This window comes from Streptococcus sp. Marseille-Q3604 (assembly GCF_916619785.1).
GTDB lineage: Bacteria > Bacillota > Bacilli > Lactobacillales > Streptococcaceae > Streptococcus.
In genome coordinates this window covers 399,601-417,887 of record NZ_CAKAKM010000002.1, presented here as the reverse complement: position 1 = coordinate 417,887, position 18,287 = coordinate 399,601, and the positions used below count along the sequence as shown (strand labels likewise).

17 protein-coding genes, 1 tRNA gene and 1 rRNA gene are annotated in these 18,287 nt (G+C 40.3%); all 19 read left to right on the top strand.

The window, feature by feature from the left end; all coding sequences use genetic code 11:
• The first annotated feature begins 594 nt into the window (after positions 1-594).
• The 19 genes from LG375_RS06320 (at position 595) to LG375_RS06230 (ending at position 18,168) form a co-directional block, all read left to right on the top strand.
• Positions 595-1,014: an LPKTxAVK-anchored surface protein gene (locus LG375_RS06320; RefSeq protein WP_049545169.1), complete on the top strand. Its 420-nt coding sequence runs from the start codon at positions 595-597 to the stop codon at positions 1,012-1,014.
• Positions 1,015-1,100: 86 nt separating this feature from the next.
• Entirely contained in the window at positions 1,101-1,937 is an 837-nt protein-coding gene (srtB, locus tag LG375_RS06315; protein WP_014633795.1) for a class B sortase, LPKTxAVK-specific, read from the top strand.
• 165 nt (positions 1,938-2,102) lie between these two features.
• A complete protein-coding gene (locus tag LG375_RS06310; RefSeq protein WP_060973120.1) occupies positions 2,103-3,320 on the top strand; it encodes a CapA family protein in 1,218 nt (405 codons plus the stop codon).
• A 321-nt stretch (positions 3,321-3,641) separates the two neighbouring features.
• Positions 3,642-3,908: an ACT domain-containing protein gene (locus LG375_RS06305; protein ID WP_107372462.1), complete on the top strand. Its 267-nt coding sequence runs from the start codon at positions 3,642-3,644 to the stop codon at positions 3,906-3,908.
• A 17-nt stretch (positions 3,909-3,925) separates the two neighbouring features.
• Positions 3,926-5,263, top strand: a complete 1,338-nt coding sequence (locus tag LG375_RS06300) for a PFL family protein (RefSeq protein WP_107372463.1) — start codon at positions 3,926-3,928, stop codon at positions 5,261-5,263.
• A 115-nt stretch (positions 5,264-5,378) separates the two neighbouring features.
• Entirely contained in the window at positions 5,379-6,080 is a 702-nt protein-coding gene (locus LG375_RS06295; protein ID WP_107372464.1) for a histidine phosphatase family protein, read from the top strand.
• Positions 6,067-6,864, top strand: coding sequence for a M15 family metallopeptidase (locus LG375_RS06290; RefSeq protein ID WP_107372465.1), 798 nt, complete (start codon positions 6,067-6,069; stop codon positions 6,862-6,864). The genes LG375_RS06295 and LG375_RS06290 overlap by 14 nt, the downstream gene beginning before the upstream one ends.
• The gene (locus LG375_RS06285) at positions 6,861-7,445 is read left to right on the top strand and encodes a glycoside hydrolase family 73 protein (RefSeq protein WP_107372466.1); all 585 of its coding nucleotides are present in this window, start codon (positions 6,861-6,863) and stop codon (positions 7,443-7,445) included. Before LG375_RS06290 ends, LG375_RS06285 begins: the two co-directional genes overlap by 4 nt.
• Positions 7,446-7,666: 221 nt before the next feature.
• Entirely contained in the window at positions 7,667-8,140 is a 474-nt protein-coding gene (gene tnpA, locus LG375_RS06280; protein WP_013990678.1) for an IS200/IS605 family transposase, read from the top strand.
• A 240-nt stretch (positions 8,141-8,380) separates the two neighbouring features.
• Positions 8,381-9,415: a heat-inducible transcriptional repressor HrcA gene (hrcA, locus tag LG375_RS06275; protein ID WP_110981016.1), complete on the top strand. Its 1,035-nt coding sequence runs from the start codon at positions 8,381-8,383 to the stop codon at positions 9,413-9,415.
• A 38-nt stretch (positions 9,416-9,453) separates the two neighbouring features.
• A complete protein-coding gene (gene grpE, locus LG375_RS06270; RefSeq protein WP_064525640.1) occupies positions 9,454-9,978 on the top strand; it encodes a nucleotide exchange factor GrpE in 525 nt (174 codons plus the stop codon).
• 84 nt (positions 9,979-10,062) lie between these two features.
• Complete coding sequence (gene dnaK, locus LG375_RS06265) at positions 10,063-11,886, top strand: molecular chaperone DnaK (protein WP_002886397.1); 1,824 nt, start codon at positions 10,063-10,065, stop codon at positions 11,884-11,886.
• Between the two features lie 239 nt (positions 11,887-12,125).
• Positions 12,126-12,758, top strand: coding sequence for a DJ-1/PfpI family protein (locus LG375_RS06260; protein WP_175063578.1), 633 nt, complete (start codon positions 12,126-12,128; stop codon positions 12,756-12,758).
• Between the two features lie 154 nt (positions 12,759-12,912).
• Positions 12,913-14,046: a molecular chaperone DnaJ gene (dnaJ, locus tag LG375_RS06255; protein ID WP_002886399.1), complete on the top strand. Its 1,134-nt coding sequence runs from the start codon at positions 12,913-12,915 to the stop codon at positions 14,044-14,046.
• 105 nt (positions 14,047-14,151) lie between these two features.
• Positions 14,152-14,898 carry a tRNA pseudouridine(38-40) synthase TruA gene (gene truA / locus LG375_RS06250; RefSeq protein WP_175063579.1) on the top strand — a complete coding sequence of 249 codons (747 nt, stop codon included), beginning with the start codon at positions 14,152-14,154 and terminating at the stop codon, positions 14,896-14,898.
• Entirely contained in the window at positions 14,891-15,652 is a 762-nt protein-coding gene (locus tag LG375_RS06245; RefSeq protein WP_175063580.1) for a bifunctional hydroxymethylpyrimidine kinase/phosphomethylpyrimidine kinase, read from the top strand. Before truA ends, LG375_RS06245 begins: the two co-directional genes overlap by 8 nt.
• A complete protein-coding gene (locus LG375_RS06240) occupies positions 15,642-16,118 on the top strand; it encodes an ECF transporter S component (RefSeq protein WP_195436063.1) in 477 nt (158 codons plus the stop codon). The genes LG375_RS06245 and LG375_RS06240 overlap by 11 nt, the downstream gene beginning before the upstream one ends.
• Positions 16,119-16,493: 375 nt before the next feature.
• A 16S ribosomal RNA gene (locus LG375_RS06235) occupies positions 16,494-18,041 on the top strand.
• Positions 18,042-18,095: 54 nt separating this feature from the next.
• A tRNA-Ala gene (locus LG375_RS06230) sits at positions 18,096-18,168 on the top strand.
• The last annotated feature ends 119 nt before the right edge of the window (positions 18,169-18,287 follow it).

Below are 18,287 nucleotides of genomic sequence, written 5' to 3'. Positions count from 1 at the left end.
ATTTTTGACTACATCTTAATTAAAACGCTTTCAAAAATAAGATAATAGTTTATTTTTCAAGCATTTTAACCCAATAATAGAACTTTTTAGGCGGAAATGCTCTCAAAAACGCTAATGTTTCTCTAATTTATTCAGGTTTGAGGTCCTGTATATTATGTAGTTGTCATACAAAAACGCTAAAAGTGCATGAATACATTTATTTGAAAGATAATATTGTTATATACTTCAAACATATTATCAGTAAAGGCTTTTATACGTCTATTAAATATCTTTTGATTTTTAGTCAAAAAACTGCACATAATAATGAATGTATATTTTACAAATTATGCTTTTATATATGATTTGTATTTGTATTTAAACTTAGCAGAGGACATAATAAATTACCTAAAATAACATTAAAATTAAAAATGATTAATTATTACTATTTGGTAACACACCTCAAACCCCCTTTGTTTGTAGGAATTGTAGGATATATTAAAAATTTAAAAAAGTTTTTAAAAATTGTTGACATATCTCTAAATAGTGTTATAATCTATAGATGTCAGGGAGGTCCTGATACTAAATATATAATAATCCATTAGAGGAGAAACAATTATGAAAAAAGTATTGCTTACATCAGCTGCAGTTCTTGCAGTATTCGCCGCAGCAGCTCCTGCATTCGCTAACAACGAAGGTAACGTTCACACAGGAAACCTTGATAACAAAACAGAAGTAACTGGTAAAGACTTCTTCTCAAACGAGACTGATGGTCTTACTCAAGCTGCTAAAGATGGTCTTAACAACGTTGATGCAGATTCAACTAAACAAAAATTTGAAGATGCTGGTGAACACATCGAACCAAAACGTGATGCTAACGGAAACATCATCAAAGACGAATTTGTAGTTACTGATAAAGCTAACGCTAACAAAGACGCTAAAGAAGAAGCTAAAGCTGTTAAAGCTGCAGAACAAAAAGCTCCAGCAGCAGCAAAAGCTGACGCTAAAGCTCTTCCAAACACAGCAGCTGTTAAATAATTAACTGCTATTGCTAAAAAGAATATCACTGGGGCTAGGGCTTCGGTGATATTTTTCTATGGATAAAGAAAAGGATTTGACATTTCATGAGTAATCATAATCGTAAATCTACTGGATCTCGCAAAAAACTGATTGCTGGGATTTCGGCCTTAGTCATTGCTGCTTTGGCTATCTTCCTTGGCTTCCAGTTTATGTCACCAACAGCATCATCCTCTAATGGTGTTAAGAGTGTTTTAACGACTAAAAAAGCAAACACTTATAAAGTTTCAGATGAGGAGAAAGCCTACCTCAAAAATAAATTTGATGGTCTTGAGGCGACAAACCCTGATACTATAGCTTATGTCTATGCACCAGGGACTAAATTGGATGAGCCAGTTGTTCAAACAACGGACAATTCAACCTACTTAGATAAAACATTTGATGGAGGAAACGTTCCATATTTGGGAACGGTCTTCATGGATACAGACAATAAGAAAGATTTTAGCGATCGTTTGACTTGGCTCTTCGGTCATGCTCGAGGAAGTAAGGTTGCTGATAGTCGTATGTTCAACGATGTTAACTACTATAGTGATCAGTCATTCTTTGACAAACACAAATATGTTGTTATTGAGACGCCTCAACGTAAGTATTATTATGAAGCGCTTGCTATGGTAATTGTGCCTGAAGACACAGCTTTCTATCGTACATCATTTGAAAGCGATAAAGACTTTAAACAACAGTTGGATATTATCTATGATCAAGCAAGTGTTAAAAACAAGGATTTGAAGGTTAGTGCTTCAGATAAATACCTCGTTCTTTCTACTTGTCGTGAGGAAGATGAAACGATTCGTGCCAATCTCTACTTGCGTCAAATTCCAGATTCTGAAATGTCTGATTTTGTAGCTAAACATGGTAAAGATTTGGAATACACACCAACACGTTAATCATTAACAGAACTCTACTTCAGTATGAAGTAGAGTTTTTATCTTGTCTAAGAAAACTGACCTTTTCAATCGTCGTGGAATTGAGATGTAACCGTTTATTAATCTTTTTTATCATCAATGGATAAGTTTTTTTGGTACACTAGAAGTATGAAAAAGGAGAGTATTATGAAACAGAGCCAGGCTAAAAAGCGTGACAATGCGATGACTAATAAGATTTTGATGGGGTTAATTGCTCTTGTCTTAGGTTTGCTTTTTCTTGAGATTTTAATTGTTCATAGTAAGAACGAACAGCAAAAGAATGCCTCGAACCAGGTACAGACAGCACGTATCATGGCTAATGGGGACTTGCTCTATCACGACGGTCTCTATATGAGTGCCCTGCAGGCAGATGGTAGCTATGATTTCACGGAGAATTTTACTTATGTGAAGCCGTGGTTAAAGCAGGCTGATTTGGTTTTGGGTGATTTTGAGGGAACTATCAATCCTGATTATCCTTTGTCAGGCTATCCTCTGTTTAATGCTCCTCAATCAGTGACCGCAGCTATTAAGGATGCTGGCTATGATGTTATGGATTTGGCTCATAATCATATCTTGGATTCTGGTTTAGAGGGAGCTTTTACAACAGCTGATGCTTTTAAAAAAGTAGGAATTGATCCTGTTGGTGTTTATGAAAAGCCGGTGCGTGATAAGGCACCACTCCTCATCAAGAATGTTAATGGTATCAAGGTTGCAATACTTTCCTATGCTTATGGTTACAATGGCCTAGAGTCGAACTTAACGGATAAAGAGGTTGCAGACCACTTATCGAATTTGGATGAAAAACGTATGAAAGCTGAGATTCAGCGTGCGGAAAAAGAAGCAGATATCACGGTTATCATGCCTCAGATGGGTGTTGAGTATCGTTTGGAACCGACAGATGAACAGGTTAAACTCTATCATAAGATGATTGATTGGGGTGCCGATATTATCTTTGGAGGTCACCCCCATGTGGTTGAGCCTTCAGAGGTGGTTAAAAAGGATGGGCAGCAAAAACTTATTATTTACTCAATGGGGAATTTTATCTCTAACCAGCGCATAGAGACTATGGATGGTGTGGATAGTGCAGAGTGGACAGAGAGAGGTGTCTTAATGGATGTGACCCTTGAGAAAAAGAATGGTCAAACCACGATTAAGACAGCTCAAGCACATCCGACTTGGGTTAACCGTACGCCTAAAGGAACAACTTCACCAGAGGGGTATCCTTTGTATACTTACCAAACTTATATTTTAGAGGATTTCATTAAAGGTGGTAAATATAGAAATAAACTAGATGAAGAGACCAAAGAACGTATCGATACTGCCTATAAAGAAATGAATGCCCATGTTAATTTAAAATGGAAATAAAGCTAAGATATCGCCTAAATTTGGCGGTATTTTTTGTTTATCGACAAGTTACCAACAGACTTATCCACAGGTGTGGATAAGTCTGTTAACTGTGTTGAATATTGATTTTTCAAGGTTTTAAAAGAAGGAAATTATTTAGGTTGTGAACAAGTTTATCCACAGGTAGTTGGGTCAAAGAGAGGATGTTTTTATAAACAATAATGATTAAATGTTGCTGAAACATTCGTCTTTTTCAAGAAAAAAGAGGCATTTTTCATAAAAAATAGCATTTTTAATCAAAATATGCTAAAATTATACAAAATAAAATGATGGAGGCTTCTCATGAAAGCAATTATTACAGTTGTAGGTAAGGACAAGGCAGGTATTGTTGCGGGTGTTGCGACTAAGATCGCAGAACTTGGTTTGAATATTGATGATATCACTCAAACAGTCCTTGATGAATTCTTTACCATGATGGCGGTTGTATCATCGGAAGATAAGAAAGATTTTACACACCTACGTGCTGAATTAGAAGCTTTTGGTGAATCATTGAACGTCAAAATTAACATCCAAAGCTCAGCGATCTTTGATGCGATGCACAACTTGTAAGATAGGAGTAGTTTAAAATGGATATTAAACAGGTTACAGAAACCATTGCCATGATTGAGGAACAGAATTTTGATGTTCGTACCATTACCATGGGAATCTCACTCCTAGACTGTATCGATTCAGATATCGATAAGGCAGCGGAAAAAGTATATAACAAGATTGTATCTAAGGCTAAGGATTTGGTAACTGTTGGCGACGAGATTGCGGCTGAACTAGGTATTCCGATTGTTAATAAACGTGTATCTGTTACTCCGATTTCAATCATCGGTGCGGCAACAGATGCTACAGACTATGTACCTTTTGCGAAGGCGCTTGACCGAGCAGCTAAGGAAATCGGCGTTAACTTTATTGGTGGTTTCTCTGCGCTCGTTCAAAAGGGTTACCAAAAAGGTGATGAGATTCTTATTAATTCTATTCCACGTGCGCTTGCAGATACTGATTTTGTCTGTTCGTCTGTCAACATTGGTTCAACAAAGACCGGTATTAACATGACAGCAGTACGTGACATGGGACGTATCATCAAAGAGGCTTCTGAGGCAGATCCAATGGGCCCAGGTAAATTGGTGGTCTTTGCTAATGCGGTTGAAGATAATCCATTTATGGCAGGTGCCTTCCACGGTGTTGGTGAGGCTGATGTTGTAATCAATGTTGGGGTTTCAGGTCCAGGTGTTGTGCAACGTGCAGTTGAGAAAGTTCCAGGCGAAAGTTTTGATGTTCTAGCTGAAACAGTTAAGAAGACCGCCTTCAAAATCACACGTGTTGGTCAGTTAGTTGGTCAAATGGCCAGCGAACGTCTTGGTGTCGAGTTTGGTATTGTAGATTTGTCTCTTGCGCCAACACCAGCAGTTGGTGATTCAGTAGCCCGTGTACTTGAAGCGATGGGTCTTGAAGTTGTTGGTACGCATGGTACTACTGCAGCTCTAGCTCTTCTTAACGACCAAGTTAAAAAAGGTGGTATCATGGCATGTAACCAAGTTGGTGGTTTGTCAGGTGCCTTTATTCCAGTTTCTGAAGATGAAGGTATGATTGCTGCGGTTCAATCTGGTCATATCAACCTTGAAAAATTGGAAGCCATGACAGCTATCTGTTCTGTTGGTCTAGACATGATTGCTATTCCTGCTGATACGCCAGATACAACAATCGCGGCCATGATTGCTGATGAAGCAGCTATCGGTGTCATTAACCAGAAAACAACAGCTGTTCGTATCATTCCTTATGGTAAGGAAGGTGACATGTTGGAACTTGGAGGTCTTCTTGGTTATGCACCAGTAATGAAAGTAAACAAGGCTTCATCGGCTGATTTCATTGCGCGTGGTGGTCAAATCCCGGCTCCTGTTCACAGCTTTAAAAACTAAGCGGATGATAAATGCTTTGCCAATTGGTAAGGCATTTTCTGATGGTCTCGCTGGCTAGATAGTCGAGGGGATTTGTGCTATAATGAATTCAAAAATGACGGAAAGAAGGGGCGCTATGAGTAAGGTTAAGTTGTATATTGCTAGACACGGCAAAACGATGTTTAACACCATTGGTCGTGCACAAGGTTGGTCTGATAGCCCTTTGACCCCGTTCGGTGAAGAAGGTATTCGTGAATTGGGGGTAGGTCTGAAAGCAGCAGGTATCCCTTTCAAGGCTGCATATTCTAGTGATTCAGGTCGAACGATTCAAACTATGGATATCATTTTACGTGAGACGGGTTTAGAAACTATTCCTTATAAACGTGACAAACGTATTCGTGAGTGGTGTTTTGGTAGTTTAGATGGTGGCTATGACGGTGAACTTTTCTACGGTGTGCTACCGAGAACAGATGCTTTTCAAGGTAAGGATTTGCATGAGGTAACTTATCCTGAGCTTGCACAAGGTATCCTTGATGTGGATACGGCTGGTTGGGCAGAGCCTTGGGAAGTGCTCAGAAAACGTATTATAGAAGGGTTTACAGCTATTGCTGAGGATCTTGAGAGGTCTGGTGGTAATGCTATCGTTGTTAGTCACGGTATGACCATTGCAACCTTTGCTTGGTTAATTGATCCTTCTGTCGAGCATCCTTCATTGGACAACGGTTCGGTTACTGTTGTTGCTTATGAAAATGGTAAATTTACATTAGAAGCACTTGGCGATATGACTTATCGTCAGGTTGGGCGAGAGATAATAGAAAAAGAAAATGGTAAAAAATAACTATCCAAGTCGCCGTCAGGCGAAAAAGCAGACCAACTGGTTTTTGGTTATCAGTAGTGTCTTGATTGCAGTTCTTTTAGTTGTAGCAGGACTTTATTCAGTATTTGGTGTCAGTCGTACAGTCCAACAAACCGGTGGATCGTCAATAACAAAAAGTAGTAAACAAGCTACCGATGCGACTCGAAGCAAGGATGCAAAGGGACTACCTGATGTATCGCCTAAAGACTGGCAATTGCTTTTGGTAAATCGAGATAATAAGTCTAAAGAACTTAATCCTGAGATTGCTGATGTCGATGGTGTTTCTGTAGATGCGAGAATTGCTAAGAATGTTAAGGAGTTTTTAGCAGCTGCTCAAGAAATTGATCCAAGTTACCACTTGATATCAGGTTATCGTAGTGTTGCTTATCAGACAGAACTTTATAACAGTTATGTTCAGCAGGAAATGGCTGCTGACCCAAGTTTGACGGAGTCTCAGGCGGAGAAAAAGGTTCAAACCTATTCACAACCACCAGGAGCGAGTGAACACCAGACGGGTCTTGCGATTGATATGAGTACTGTAGATAGCTTAAATGAAGCAGATCCAGATACAGTAGCTAAAGTTAAAGAGTTAGCGCCGAAATATGGCTTTGTTCTTCGTTTTCCAGATGGTAAAACATCGTCAACAGGTGTAGGTTACGAGGATTGGCATTTCCGCTATGTTGGTAAAGAGTCAGCAGAGTATATGACTGAACATAATCTTACTTTGGAGGAATATTTGGCATTATTAAAGGAGAAAGCTAAGTGAGACGACGTTTTAAACTAAAAGCCTTCATAACCTTAGTTGCTGTTTTCGCTTTAGGTATTGTCTTACCTTTGATTCTTCATGTCTCTACAGATGATAATGCTCGTTCGGTAAAGGTTGCTTACACGCAGCAAGAGTTTATTGAGACCTTAGCTCCAACAGCTCAAAAGATGTCCAAAAACTATGGTGTGCCTGCGTCTATTCTCCTTAGTCAAGCTGCATATGAGTCGAATTATGGTAGCAGTCTTTTATCTGTTAAATACCATAACATCTACAGTCTGGCAGCTCAGCCGGGTCAAGAACGTATTCGTTTAAAGGATAGTATCTACAGTAAAGGGAAATGGCAATACCAAAAGGTGGATTTTGCAGTTTTTAAGGATTGGTCAAGTTCTATGATGACTTATTTAGAAGAACTTCGTCAAGGAACGTGGGGCGAGTCAACCTATAAAGAGGTGGCAGGAACGACTAGTTATAAAGTTGCGGCAGAAAAACTACAAGCTGCGGGTTTTAGCAGTGATCCAGATTACGCCAAACACCTCATATCTATTATTGAGACCTATCATTTGTCAAAATATGATCGATAAGATTAGAGCACCTCGGAGGTGCTCTTTTTTGCTTCTCTAGGTCTTGAGATGTATTTTTAGCACTCTCTCAAAAAGAGTGCTAATTTTTGTCTTACGAAAACCACTAGCTGTGCTAGTGGTTCCGAAAAGCTTTTAGCGATGTATCAAAAAAAGTCCCCCTAAAGTGTTATATTAGATAAGGTTTCCCGACCACTAACTAATATACTAAAGGAGGACCCCTGATGAGACAGGATAATAATAGTTTAGCACATACTACATGGAATTGTAAGTATCATATTGTTTTCGCCCCAAAATATAGACGTCAGATAATCTATGGGAAATACAAAGCAAGTATTGGTCAAATCTTACGATTATTATGTGAAAGAAAAGGTGTTGAAATTCATGAAGCAGAAGCTTGCCCAGATCATATTCACATGTTAGTGAGTATACCACCGAAACTAAGTATTTCTTCATTTATGGGATATTTAAAGGGCAAAAGTAGCTTAATGATATTTGATCGACACGCAAATTTAAAGTATAAATATGGGAATCGCAAATTTTGGTGTCGAGGCTTTTATGTTGATACGGTTGGGCGAAATCAGAAGCGAATTGAAGAATATATTCGTAATCAATTACAAGAAGACGTGGTAGCAGATCAGCTTAGTCTGTTTGAGGAGTATGATCCGTTTACAGGTGAGAAGAATAAAAGAAAGTAATCTTAAAGAGACCCGCTAGACGGGTCAGCTAGCAAAGGTGGTGCTGAAGGGAAACCATTCGGTAGGCCTTTAGGCCTCGGCCGGTAGCAGAGGCTTTCAGCCGAAGAGCAAGCCACCCGTTCTCACGGGTGGTTTTGACTTGGTTTTTTGGGTTGACATGTTCAAGTTTAGGTGTATAATAGAATCATAAGTTAGCAGTCGATGCATTAGAGTGCTAACGAATAGAAATGAGGTGACATCGTGATTACGCAAAGGCAAAACACTATTTTGAATTTGATAGTTGAGATGTTCACTCGTACACATGAACCGGTTGGTTCTAAAGCATTACAAGAATCAATTGATTCGAGTTCAGCGACTATTCGTAATGACATGGCCAAGCTAGAAAAAATGGGCTATCTTGAAAAAGCTCATACTTCTAGTGGGCGTATGCCAAGCCGAGCAGGTTTCCAGTATTTTGTCGCTAATTCTTTGAATCTTGATACGATTGATGAACAAGATGTTTATCAAGTGGTTAAAGCTTTTGACTTTGAAGCTTTTAAACTTGAAGATATCTTGGATGCAGCGGCAAAGCTGCTGGCAGAAATGACAGGATGCACAGCAGTGATTCAAGATGTGGAACCGACACGACAACGTCTGACTGGATTTGACATTGTTCATCTATCCAATCACGACGCTTTAGCGGTTCTTACTCTAGATGAATCTAAGCCTGTGACAGTTCAGTTTGCTATTCCAAAGAATTTCTTGTCTAGTGATTTGGAAATTCTTCATAAGCTTGTTCAAGAACGTTTTTTGGGAAACACTGTCTTAGATATCCATTACCGATTGAGAACTGAGATTCCTCAGATTGTGCAAAAGTATTTCAAGATAACAGATAATGTTCTAGATTTGTTTGATTATATCTTTTCACAACTTTTTAAGGAATTGATTTTCATCGAAGGTAAGGTTGCATCACTGACCTATGCCGACTTAAAAACCTATCAATTTTTGGACAATCCACAACATGTGGCACTTGAGCTTCGATCAGCTATCTCCGATGATGAAGTGACCAAGATTTCGGTTGCAGAATCAACTGAAGAAGCGCTTGCAAATGTCACAGTTATGAGTCATAAATTCCTGATTCCTTATCGTGGGATGGCGCTCATGCATGTGATTGGCCCAGTTGAAATGGATTATCGTCGCATGGTTAGTTTGGTCAATGTTATTAGTAGAGTTTTGGTTATGAAGTTGACGGATTATTACCGTTACCTCAATAGTAACCATTATGAAGTTAGCTAAGATATAACATTTAAAAAGTATAGAAAGAGGTGTATGCCTTGACTGAAGATATTAAAAAAGAAGAAGTGAAAGAAGAGGAAGCTACGGGGACAACTGAAGAAGTTGTAGAGGAAGTAAGCGAACCTTCTGAACTTGAAGAAGCCCAAGCGCGTGCCGAAGAATTTGAAAACAAATACCTTCGTGCCCATGCAGAAATGCAAAACATTCAGCGCCGTTCTAATGAAGAACGTCAACAATTGCAAAAGTATCGTAGCCAAGATTTGGCAAAAGCAATTTTGCCATCACTTGATAACCTTGAACGCGCTCTTGCCGTTGAGGGCTTGACTGATGATGTCAAAAAAGGTTTGGAAATGGTGCAAGAAAGTTTAGTGCATGCTCTTAAAGAGGAAGGGATTGAAGAAATTCCAGCAGATGGTGATTTCGATCATAACTTCCACATGGCTATTCAAACAATGCCTGCAGATGATGAACATCCAGCAGATACGATTGCACAAGTTTTCCAAAAAGGGTATAAACTCCACGAACGCGTCTTACGCCCAGCTATGGTAGTTGTATATAATTAATTGAAAACTTGTCCGAAATGACAGAAAACTATGAATGAAAGATAAAAAAGCAAAATAGAAATTAAGTAAAAAGGGGAAAAACATATGTCTAAAATCATTGGTATTGACTTAGGTACAACAAACTCAGCAGTAGCAGTTCTTGAAGGAACTGAATCAAAAATTATCGCAAACCCAGAAGGTAACCGCACAACTCCATCTGTTGTGTCATTCAAAAATGGTGAAATCATCGTTGGTGACGCTGCAAAACGTCAAGCAGTAACAAACCCAGATACAATCATCTCTATCAAATCTAAGATGGGTACTTCTGAAAAAGTTTCTGCAAACGGTAAAGAATACACACCACAAGAAATTTCAGCAATGATTCTTCAATACTTGAAAGGTTATGCTGAAGATTACCTTGGTGAAAAAGTAACCAAAGCTGTTATTACAGTTCCTGCTTATTTCAACGATGCTCAACGTCAAGCAACTAAAGACGCTGGTAAAATTGCTGGTCTTGAAGTAGAACGTATCGTCAACGAACCAACAGCAGCAGCCCTTGCTTATGGTTTGGATAAGACTGATAAAGAAGAAAAAATCTTGGTATTCGACCTTGGTGGTGGTACATTCGACGTCTCTATCCTTGAACTTGGTGACGGTGTCTTTGATGTATTGGCAACTGCAGGGGATAACAAACTCGGTGGTGATGACTTCGACCAAAAAATCATCGACCACATGGTTGAAGAATTCAAGAAAGAAAATGGAATCGACTTGTCAACAGACAAGATGGCTCTTCAACGTTTGAAAGACGCAGCTGAAAAAGCTAAGAAAGACCTTTCTGGTGTTACTTCAACACAAATCAGCTTGCCATTCATCACTGCTGGTGAGGCTGGACCTCTTCACTTGGAAATGACATTGACTCGTGCGAAATTCGATGATTTGACTCGTGATCTTGTAGAACGTACGAAAACTCCAGTTCGTCAAGCCCTTTCAGATGCAGGTTTGAGCTTGTCAGATATTGACGAAGTTATCCTTGTCGGTGGTTCAACTCGTATCCCTGCCGTTGTAGAAGCTGTTAAAGCTGAAACCGGTAAAGAACCAAACAAATCAGTTAACCCTGATGAAGTAGTTGCCATGGGTGCTGCTATCCAAGGTGGTGTTATCACTGGTGATGTCAAAGATGTTGTCCTTCTTGATGTAACTCCATTGTCACTTGGTATTGAAACAATGGGTGGAGTCTTCACAAAACTTATTGACCGCAACACTACAATTCCAACATCTAAGTCACAAGTCTTCTCAACTGCAGCAGACAACCAACCAGCCGTTGATATCCACGTTCTTCAAGGGGAACGCCCAATGGCAGCAGATAACAAGACTCTTGGACGTTTCCAATTGACTGATATCCCAGCTGCACCTCGTGGTATCCCACAAATCGAAGTTACTTTCGATATTGATAAGAACGGTATCGTATCTGTTAAAGCTAAAGACCTTGGAACTCAAAAGGAACAAACAATTGTTATCCAATCTAACTCTGGTTTGACAGATGAAGAAATTGAAAAGATGATGAAAGACGCTGAAGCAAATGCTGAAGCAGATGCAAAACGTAAAGAAGAAGTAGATCTTCGTAACGAAGTTGACCAAGCTATCTTTGCAACTGAAAAGACAATCAAAGAAACAGAAGGTAAAGGCTTCGACACAGAACGTGATGCTGCTCAATCAGCCCTTGATGACCTTAAGAAAGCTCAAGAATCAGGCAATCTTGATGACATGAAGGCTAAATTGGAAGCTCTTAACGAAAAAGCTCAAGCTCTTGCAGTTAAACTTTACGAACAAGCTGCAGCAGCACAACAAGCTCAAGCAGGAGCAGAAGGTGCACAAACAGCAGATAATTCAGGCGACGACGTTGTAGACGGAGAGTTTACGGAAAAATAAAATAGTCCACTGGACTATTTTATCCCGAGCTTGAAAATCAGGAGAGCGAGGTAGTTAAGAATGACTAATTACTAAAGTGATTGTCATTCTACGGCAATCGCTATGGCGACTTGCCTAAACGCCCCACTAGTTCAAAAACAAAGTATAATCGACTTTGTTTTTGAACGTCGTAATGATAAAAAGAAATCCAGAGGTTGCAACCCAGCCTCTGTTTTTCGGTAAAATAGAGGATGTTGCGTATGAAAAAAGTACTTTGTATCATTTATCCTAATTTTTCTCTTTATGAGATAACCACTTTAACAAGTACTTTAGCCCTGTCTTTTGACGTAACAATTGATTATGTGGCTTCAGAACATTCGATAGTTATATCTGAGGATGGCTTACCCTGTCAACCGACCAAAACATTGGATCAAATCCGTATAGAAGAGTATTCTTGTGTGATTTTGCCAGGAATGGTTAATATTGGACCTGCTCTACAGGATGAAAAATTGATATCGTTTTTGAGGGAGCTTGGTGAGCAAGATGTCTTAATTGCAGCCATTTCTTCAGCCTCCCTTTTATTAGCCAAAGCAGGCTTGTTGAAGGACGCGAAATTTACAGGTGGAATTTGGCAAAACTTCTTTGACTATTTTGAATTTCTTCCTCGTGAGAATTTCCAACCGAAAGTGGTTGTGCAAGATAAACAGATCATTACGGCTATAGGATTCGCACATCAAGAGTTTGCAAGGAAAGTGATTCTAAGTCTAGGGTTGGCAGAAAATACGGGCAACTATTTTAAAGAAAAAAACGAGTACTCTGAAGAGGATTTGTTATTTACTCTATCAGATGAAGAGTTTGATCAAGTGAAGCGAAGTATAGAAAACACCCTCTAAAGATTTACATAAAAATTATAGAAAGGAACAAAGAGTGTTCGAGAAATTGAACACGAGCGGAAAGCTTGGAAATTAGATAAACCTCCTAAGAAATCAGGATTTCTTGTCGGTTTCCTAAATTTCAGTCGCTTTCTGTTCGCTCTTAGTATCTTGTATGAACAATACCGAATATTACGATCGTCTTGGGGTATCTAAGGATGCCTCTCAAGATGAAATCAAACGTGCCTATCGTAAGATGTCTAAAAAATACCACCCAGACATTAATAAAGAACCAGGTGCGGAAGAAAAATATAAAGAGGTCCAAGAGGCCTACGAAACTTTAAGTGACGACCAAAAACGTGCAGCCTATGACCAATACGGACCAGATGGTGCGAATGGTTTTGGTGGTCAAGGAGGCTTTGGTGGCTTCGATGGTGGTGCAGGTTTTGGTGGTTTTGAGGATATCTTCTCTAGCTTCTTTGGTGGTGGTGCTACTCGTAACCCAAATGCTCCACGTCAAGGTGATGATCTTCAGTACCGTGTCAACCTAAGCTTCGAAGAGGCGATTTTTGGTGCCGAAAAAGAAGTGCACTATAATCGTGAAGCGACATGTAAGACATGTTCAGGATCTGGTGCAAAACCTGGAACAAGCCCTGTAACTTGTGGTCGCTGTCATGGTCAAGGGGTTATCAATGTTGATACGCAAACACCACTTGGTATGATGCGTCGTCAAGTAACCTGTGATGTCTGTCATGGAACAGGTCAAGAAATTAAAGAGCCATGTCAAACTTGTCATGGAACAGGACATGAAAAACAAAGCCACAAAGTATCTGTCAAGATTCCAGCAGGTGTTGAAACAGGTCAACAAATCCGTCTTGCTGGTCAAGGTGAAGCTGGTTTCAATGGTGGTCCTTATGGAGACCTCTTTGTAATCATCAATGTTAATCCAAGCGATAAATTTACGCGTGATGGATCAACAATTTACTATACACTTAATATTTCCTTTGTCCAAGCAGCCCTTGGTGACACTGTCGAAGTACCAACGGTTCACGGAAATGTTGAGATGACCATCCCAGCAGGAACTCAAACAGGCAAAACTTTCCGTCTAAAAGGAAAGGGTGCTCCACGTCTTCGAGGAGGTTCACAAGGAGACCAACACGTTACAGTTAAGATTGTAACTCCTACGAAGCTAAATGATGCTCAAAAAGAAGCTCTCCTTGCATTCGCCAAAGCAAGTGGTGATGAAAAAATCGCACCACAGAAAAAAGGTTTCTTCAATAAAGTAAAGGATGCCTTAGAAGATTTATAAAGGAAGGACGCTTGATGCGTCTTTTTCTTTACGCCAAAAACTGTATGGGGTCAGTTGGCGATTGACCTACTTTTTATCCTTAAAAAAATCTGATATGATAATTCTATGGTTAGATACAAAGCGACAATTTCCTATGATGGTACACTTTTCTCAGGTTTTCAAAGACAACCAAATGCACGTTCCATTCAAGAAGAACTTGAAAAGACTCTCTTACGGTTAAATAGCGGTACACCTGTCACCGTTCATGGAGCGGGTCGTACAGATGCAGGTGTTCATGCCTATGGACAAGTTATCCACTTCGATTTGCCTCAGGAGCGGGATCCAGAGAAGTTACGTTTTGGTTTAGATACGCAATGTCCAGATGATATTGATGTTGTTAGTATCGAACTTGTATCGGAGGAATTCCATGCACGATACAACAAACATAGTAAAACTTATGAGTTTCTAGTAGATGCAGGGAGACCTAAGAACCCCATGATGCGTAATTATGCCACCCACTATCCTTATCCTTTGAGTTTAGCTCCTATGCAGGAGGCTGCTAAGGATTTGGTTGGTACACATGATTTTACAGGCTTCACAGCTTCAGGAACTTCTGTAGAAAATAAAGTACGCACAATTACACAAGCTAGTGTATCTATCGATGAGAAAACTGGATTTTATATCTTTACTTTTTCTGGTAATGGTTTTCTCTATAAGCAAGTTAGAAATATGGTGGGTACCTTGTTAAAGATTGGCAATGGCCGCATGCCTGTTTCACAAGTGAAGACAGTGTTGGAAAGTCGTGACCGTAATCTTGCAGGACCAACGACAGCTGGTAATGGTTTGTATTTAAAGGAGATAAGATATGAGTGATGAATTGATTTTAGCGATTTCGGGGAATGATATTTTTAGTGGTGGTGGACTTCATGCAGATTTAGCGACATTTACCACAAACAAACAGCATGGATTTGTGGCCCTTACCTGTCTAACAGCTATGACTGAGAATGGTTTTGAGGTCATTCCGGTTGATGCTAATGTTTTTAAACAACAACTTGATTCACTAAAATATGTCCCCTTCTCAGCAATTAAAATTGGTTTGTTGCCTAACGTTGAGATTGCAGAATTAACGTTGGATTTTGTTAAAAATCATTCTGATATTCCAATTGTCTTGGATCCCGTTTTAGTATGTAAGGAGACTCATGACGTTGAAGTTTCTCAACTACGTGATGAATTGGTTAAATTTTTCCCTTATATCACGGTTATCACTCCGAACTTACCTGAAGTCGAACTGCTTATAGATAGAAAGGTCAAGACTCTTGATGATATGAAGCATGCGGCTAGCTATCTCAATGAATTAGGAGCTAAGACTGTCGTTGTCAAAGGTGGAAACCGCTTGGATGGTAATAAAGCGATAGATGTCTTTTATGATGGAGCAGATTACAAATTGTTTGAGGAAGTTGTGTTGGATAAAAACAATACCGGTGCAGGATGTACATTTGCTTCAAGTATAGCTAGTGAATTAGTTAAAGGATGTTCAGAAACAGAAGCTGTAGCAAATGCTAAAGCCTTTGTTTATGAATCAATTAAACAATCAAATGAATTTGGAGTAGTTCAATATGCAAAATAAGAAAACAAAAGAGCTAACATTATTAGCTATCTTAACGGCTTTATCAGTGACCTTTGGATTCGTAGCTAAAATTCCGACTCCAACAGGACTTTTAACTTTGGTAGATGCAGGAATCTACTTCACAGCCTTTTATTTTGGGAAGAAAGAAGGGGCAATTGTGGGAGGACTATCTGCATTTTTGATAGATTTGCTATCATCTGCTCCGCAATGGATGTTTATCAGTTTATTAATTCATGGTGCACAAGGTTATTTTGCTGGCTTTAAAGGGAACTATCGTATCCTGGGCCTTCTGATTGCAGCAGTTGTGATGGTGGGTGGCTATGCACTTGCTTCGGTATTTATGTATGGAACAGGAGCTTCAATCGCAGAAGTAATTCCTAATTTCTGCCAGAATGCCCTTGGCGTAGTTGTTGGATGGGTATTGTATCAAGGATTCAAAAAAGTTCAATCTAAAAAAGGTCAATAGATTTACTAAAACCCTATTGACAATCACTAAATTGGGTGTTAAGATATAAAAGTTGTCTTAACAGACTTGCCACAAACTTGAAAAGGTTCCAAAACTTTAAAAAAGTTATTGACAAGATAAGTCAGAGATGATATTATAAATAAGCTGCTTCGGAAGGGGCGGCGAACACGAGAAGTAAAAAACTTCGAAAAAGTGTTGACAAGTTATTCTAGATTTGCTAGAATATAGGAGTTGTCTTAACAGAGACAAAGACCTTTGAGAACTGAATAAGAAACCAAGTGCAGGGTTATGATAGAAGAATTATAACCTGTCAATTTACAAGAATAAATCGTCAGACGACGGTAATGAGTTAACGCTCGAACAATTATTAAAGATTTTAATGAGAGTTTGATCCTGGCTCAGGACGAACGCTGGCGGCGTGCCTAATACATGCAAGTAGAACGCTGAAGAGAGGAGCTTGCTCTTCTTGGATGAGTTGCGAACGGGTGAGTAACGCGTAGGTAACCTGCCTTGTAGCGGGGGATAACTATTGGAAACGATAGCTAATACCGCATAACAATGGATGACACATGTCATTTATTTGAAAGGGGCAATTGCTCCACTACAAGATGGACCTGCGTTGTATTAGCTAGTAGGTGAGGTAACGGCTCACCTAGGCGACGATACATAGCCGACCTGAGAGGGTGATCGGCCACACTGGGACTGAGACACGGCCCAGACTCCTACGGGAGGCAGCAGTAGGGAATCTTCGGCAATGGGGGCAACCCTGACCGAGCAACGCCGCGTGAGTGAAGAAGGTTTTCGGATCGTAAAGCTCTGTTGTAAGTCAAGAACGAGTGTGAGAGTGGAAAGTTCACACTGTGACGGTAGCTTACCAGAAAGGGACGGCTAACTACGTGCCAGCAGCCGCGGTAATACGTAGGTCCCGAGCGTTGTCCGGATTTATTGGGCGTAAAGCGAGCGCAGGCGGTTTGATAAGTCTGAAGTTAAAGGCTGTGGCTCAACCATAGTTCGCTTTGGAAACTGTCAAACTTGAGTGCAGAAGGGGAGAGTGGAATTCCATGTGTAGCGGTGAAATGCGTAGATATATGGAGGAACACCGGTGGCGAAAGCGGCTCTCTGGTCTGTAACTGACGCTGAGGCTCGAAAGCGTGGGGAGCGAACAGGATTAGATACCCTGGTAGTCCACGCCGTAAACGATGAGTGCTAGGTGTTGGATCCTTTCCGGGATTCAGTGCCGCAGCTAACGCATTAAGCACTCCGCCTGGGGAGTACGACCGCAAGGTTGAAACTCAAAGGAATTGACGGGGGCCCGCACAAGCGGTGGAGCATGTGGTTTAATTCGAAGCAACGCGAAGAACCTTACCAGGTCTTGACATCCCGATGCTATTTCTAGAGATAGAAAGTTACTTCGGTACATCGGTGACAGGTGGTGCATGGTTGTCGTCAGCTCGTGTCGTGAGATGTTGGGTTAAGTCCCGCAACGAGCGCAACCCCTATTGTTAGTTGCCATCATTCAGTTGGGCACTCTAGCGAGACTGCCGGTAATAAACCGGAGGAAGGTGGGGATGACGTCAAATCATCATGCCCCTTATGACCTGGGCTACACACGTGCTACAATGGTTGGTACAACGAGTTGCGAGTCGGTGACGGCAAGCTAATCTCTTAAAGCCAATCTCAGTTCGGATTGTAGGCTGCAACTCGCCTACATGAAGTCGGAATCGCTAGTAATCGCGGATCAGCACGCCGCGGTGAATACGTTCCCGGGCCTTGTACACACCGCCCGTCACACCACGAGAGTTTGTAACACCCGAAGTCGGTGAGGTAACCTTTTGGAGCCAGCCGCCTAAGGTGGGATAGATGATTGGGGTGAAGTCGTAACAAGGTAGCCGTATCGGAAGGTGCGGCTGGATCACCTCCTTTCTAAGGAAAAACGGAATGTACTTGAGTTTCTTATTTAGTTTTGAGAGGTCTTGTGGGGCCTTAGCTCAGCTGGGAGAGCGCCTGCTTTGCACGCAGGAGGTCAGCGGTTCGATCCCGCTAGGCTCCATTGAATCGAAAGATTCAAGTATTGTCCATTGAAAATTGAATATCTATATCAAATTCCATATGTAATTAATTACATATAGATAGTAACAAGAAAATAAACCGAAACGCTGTGAATATTTA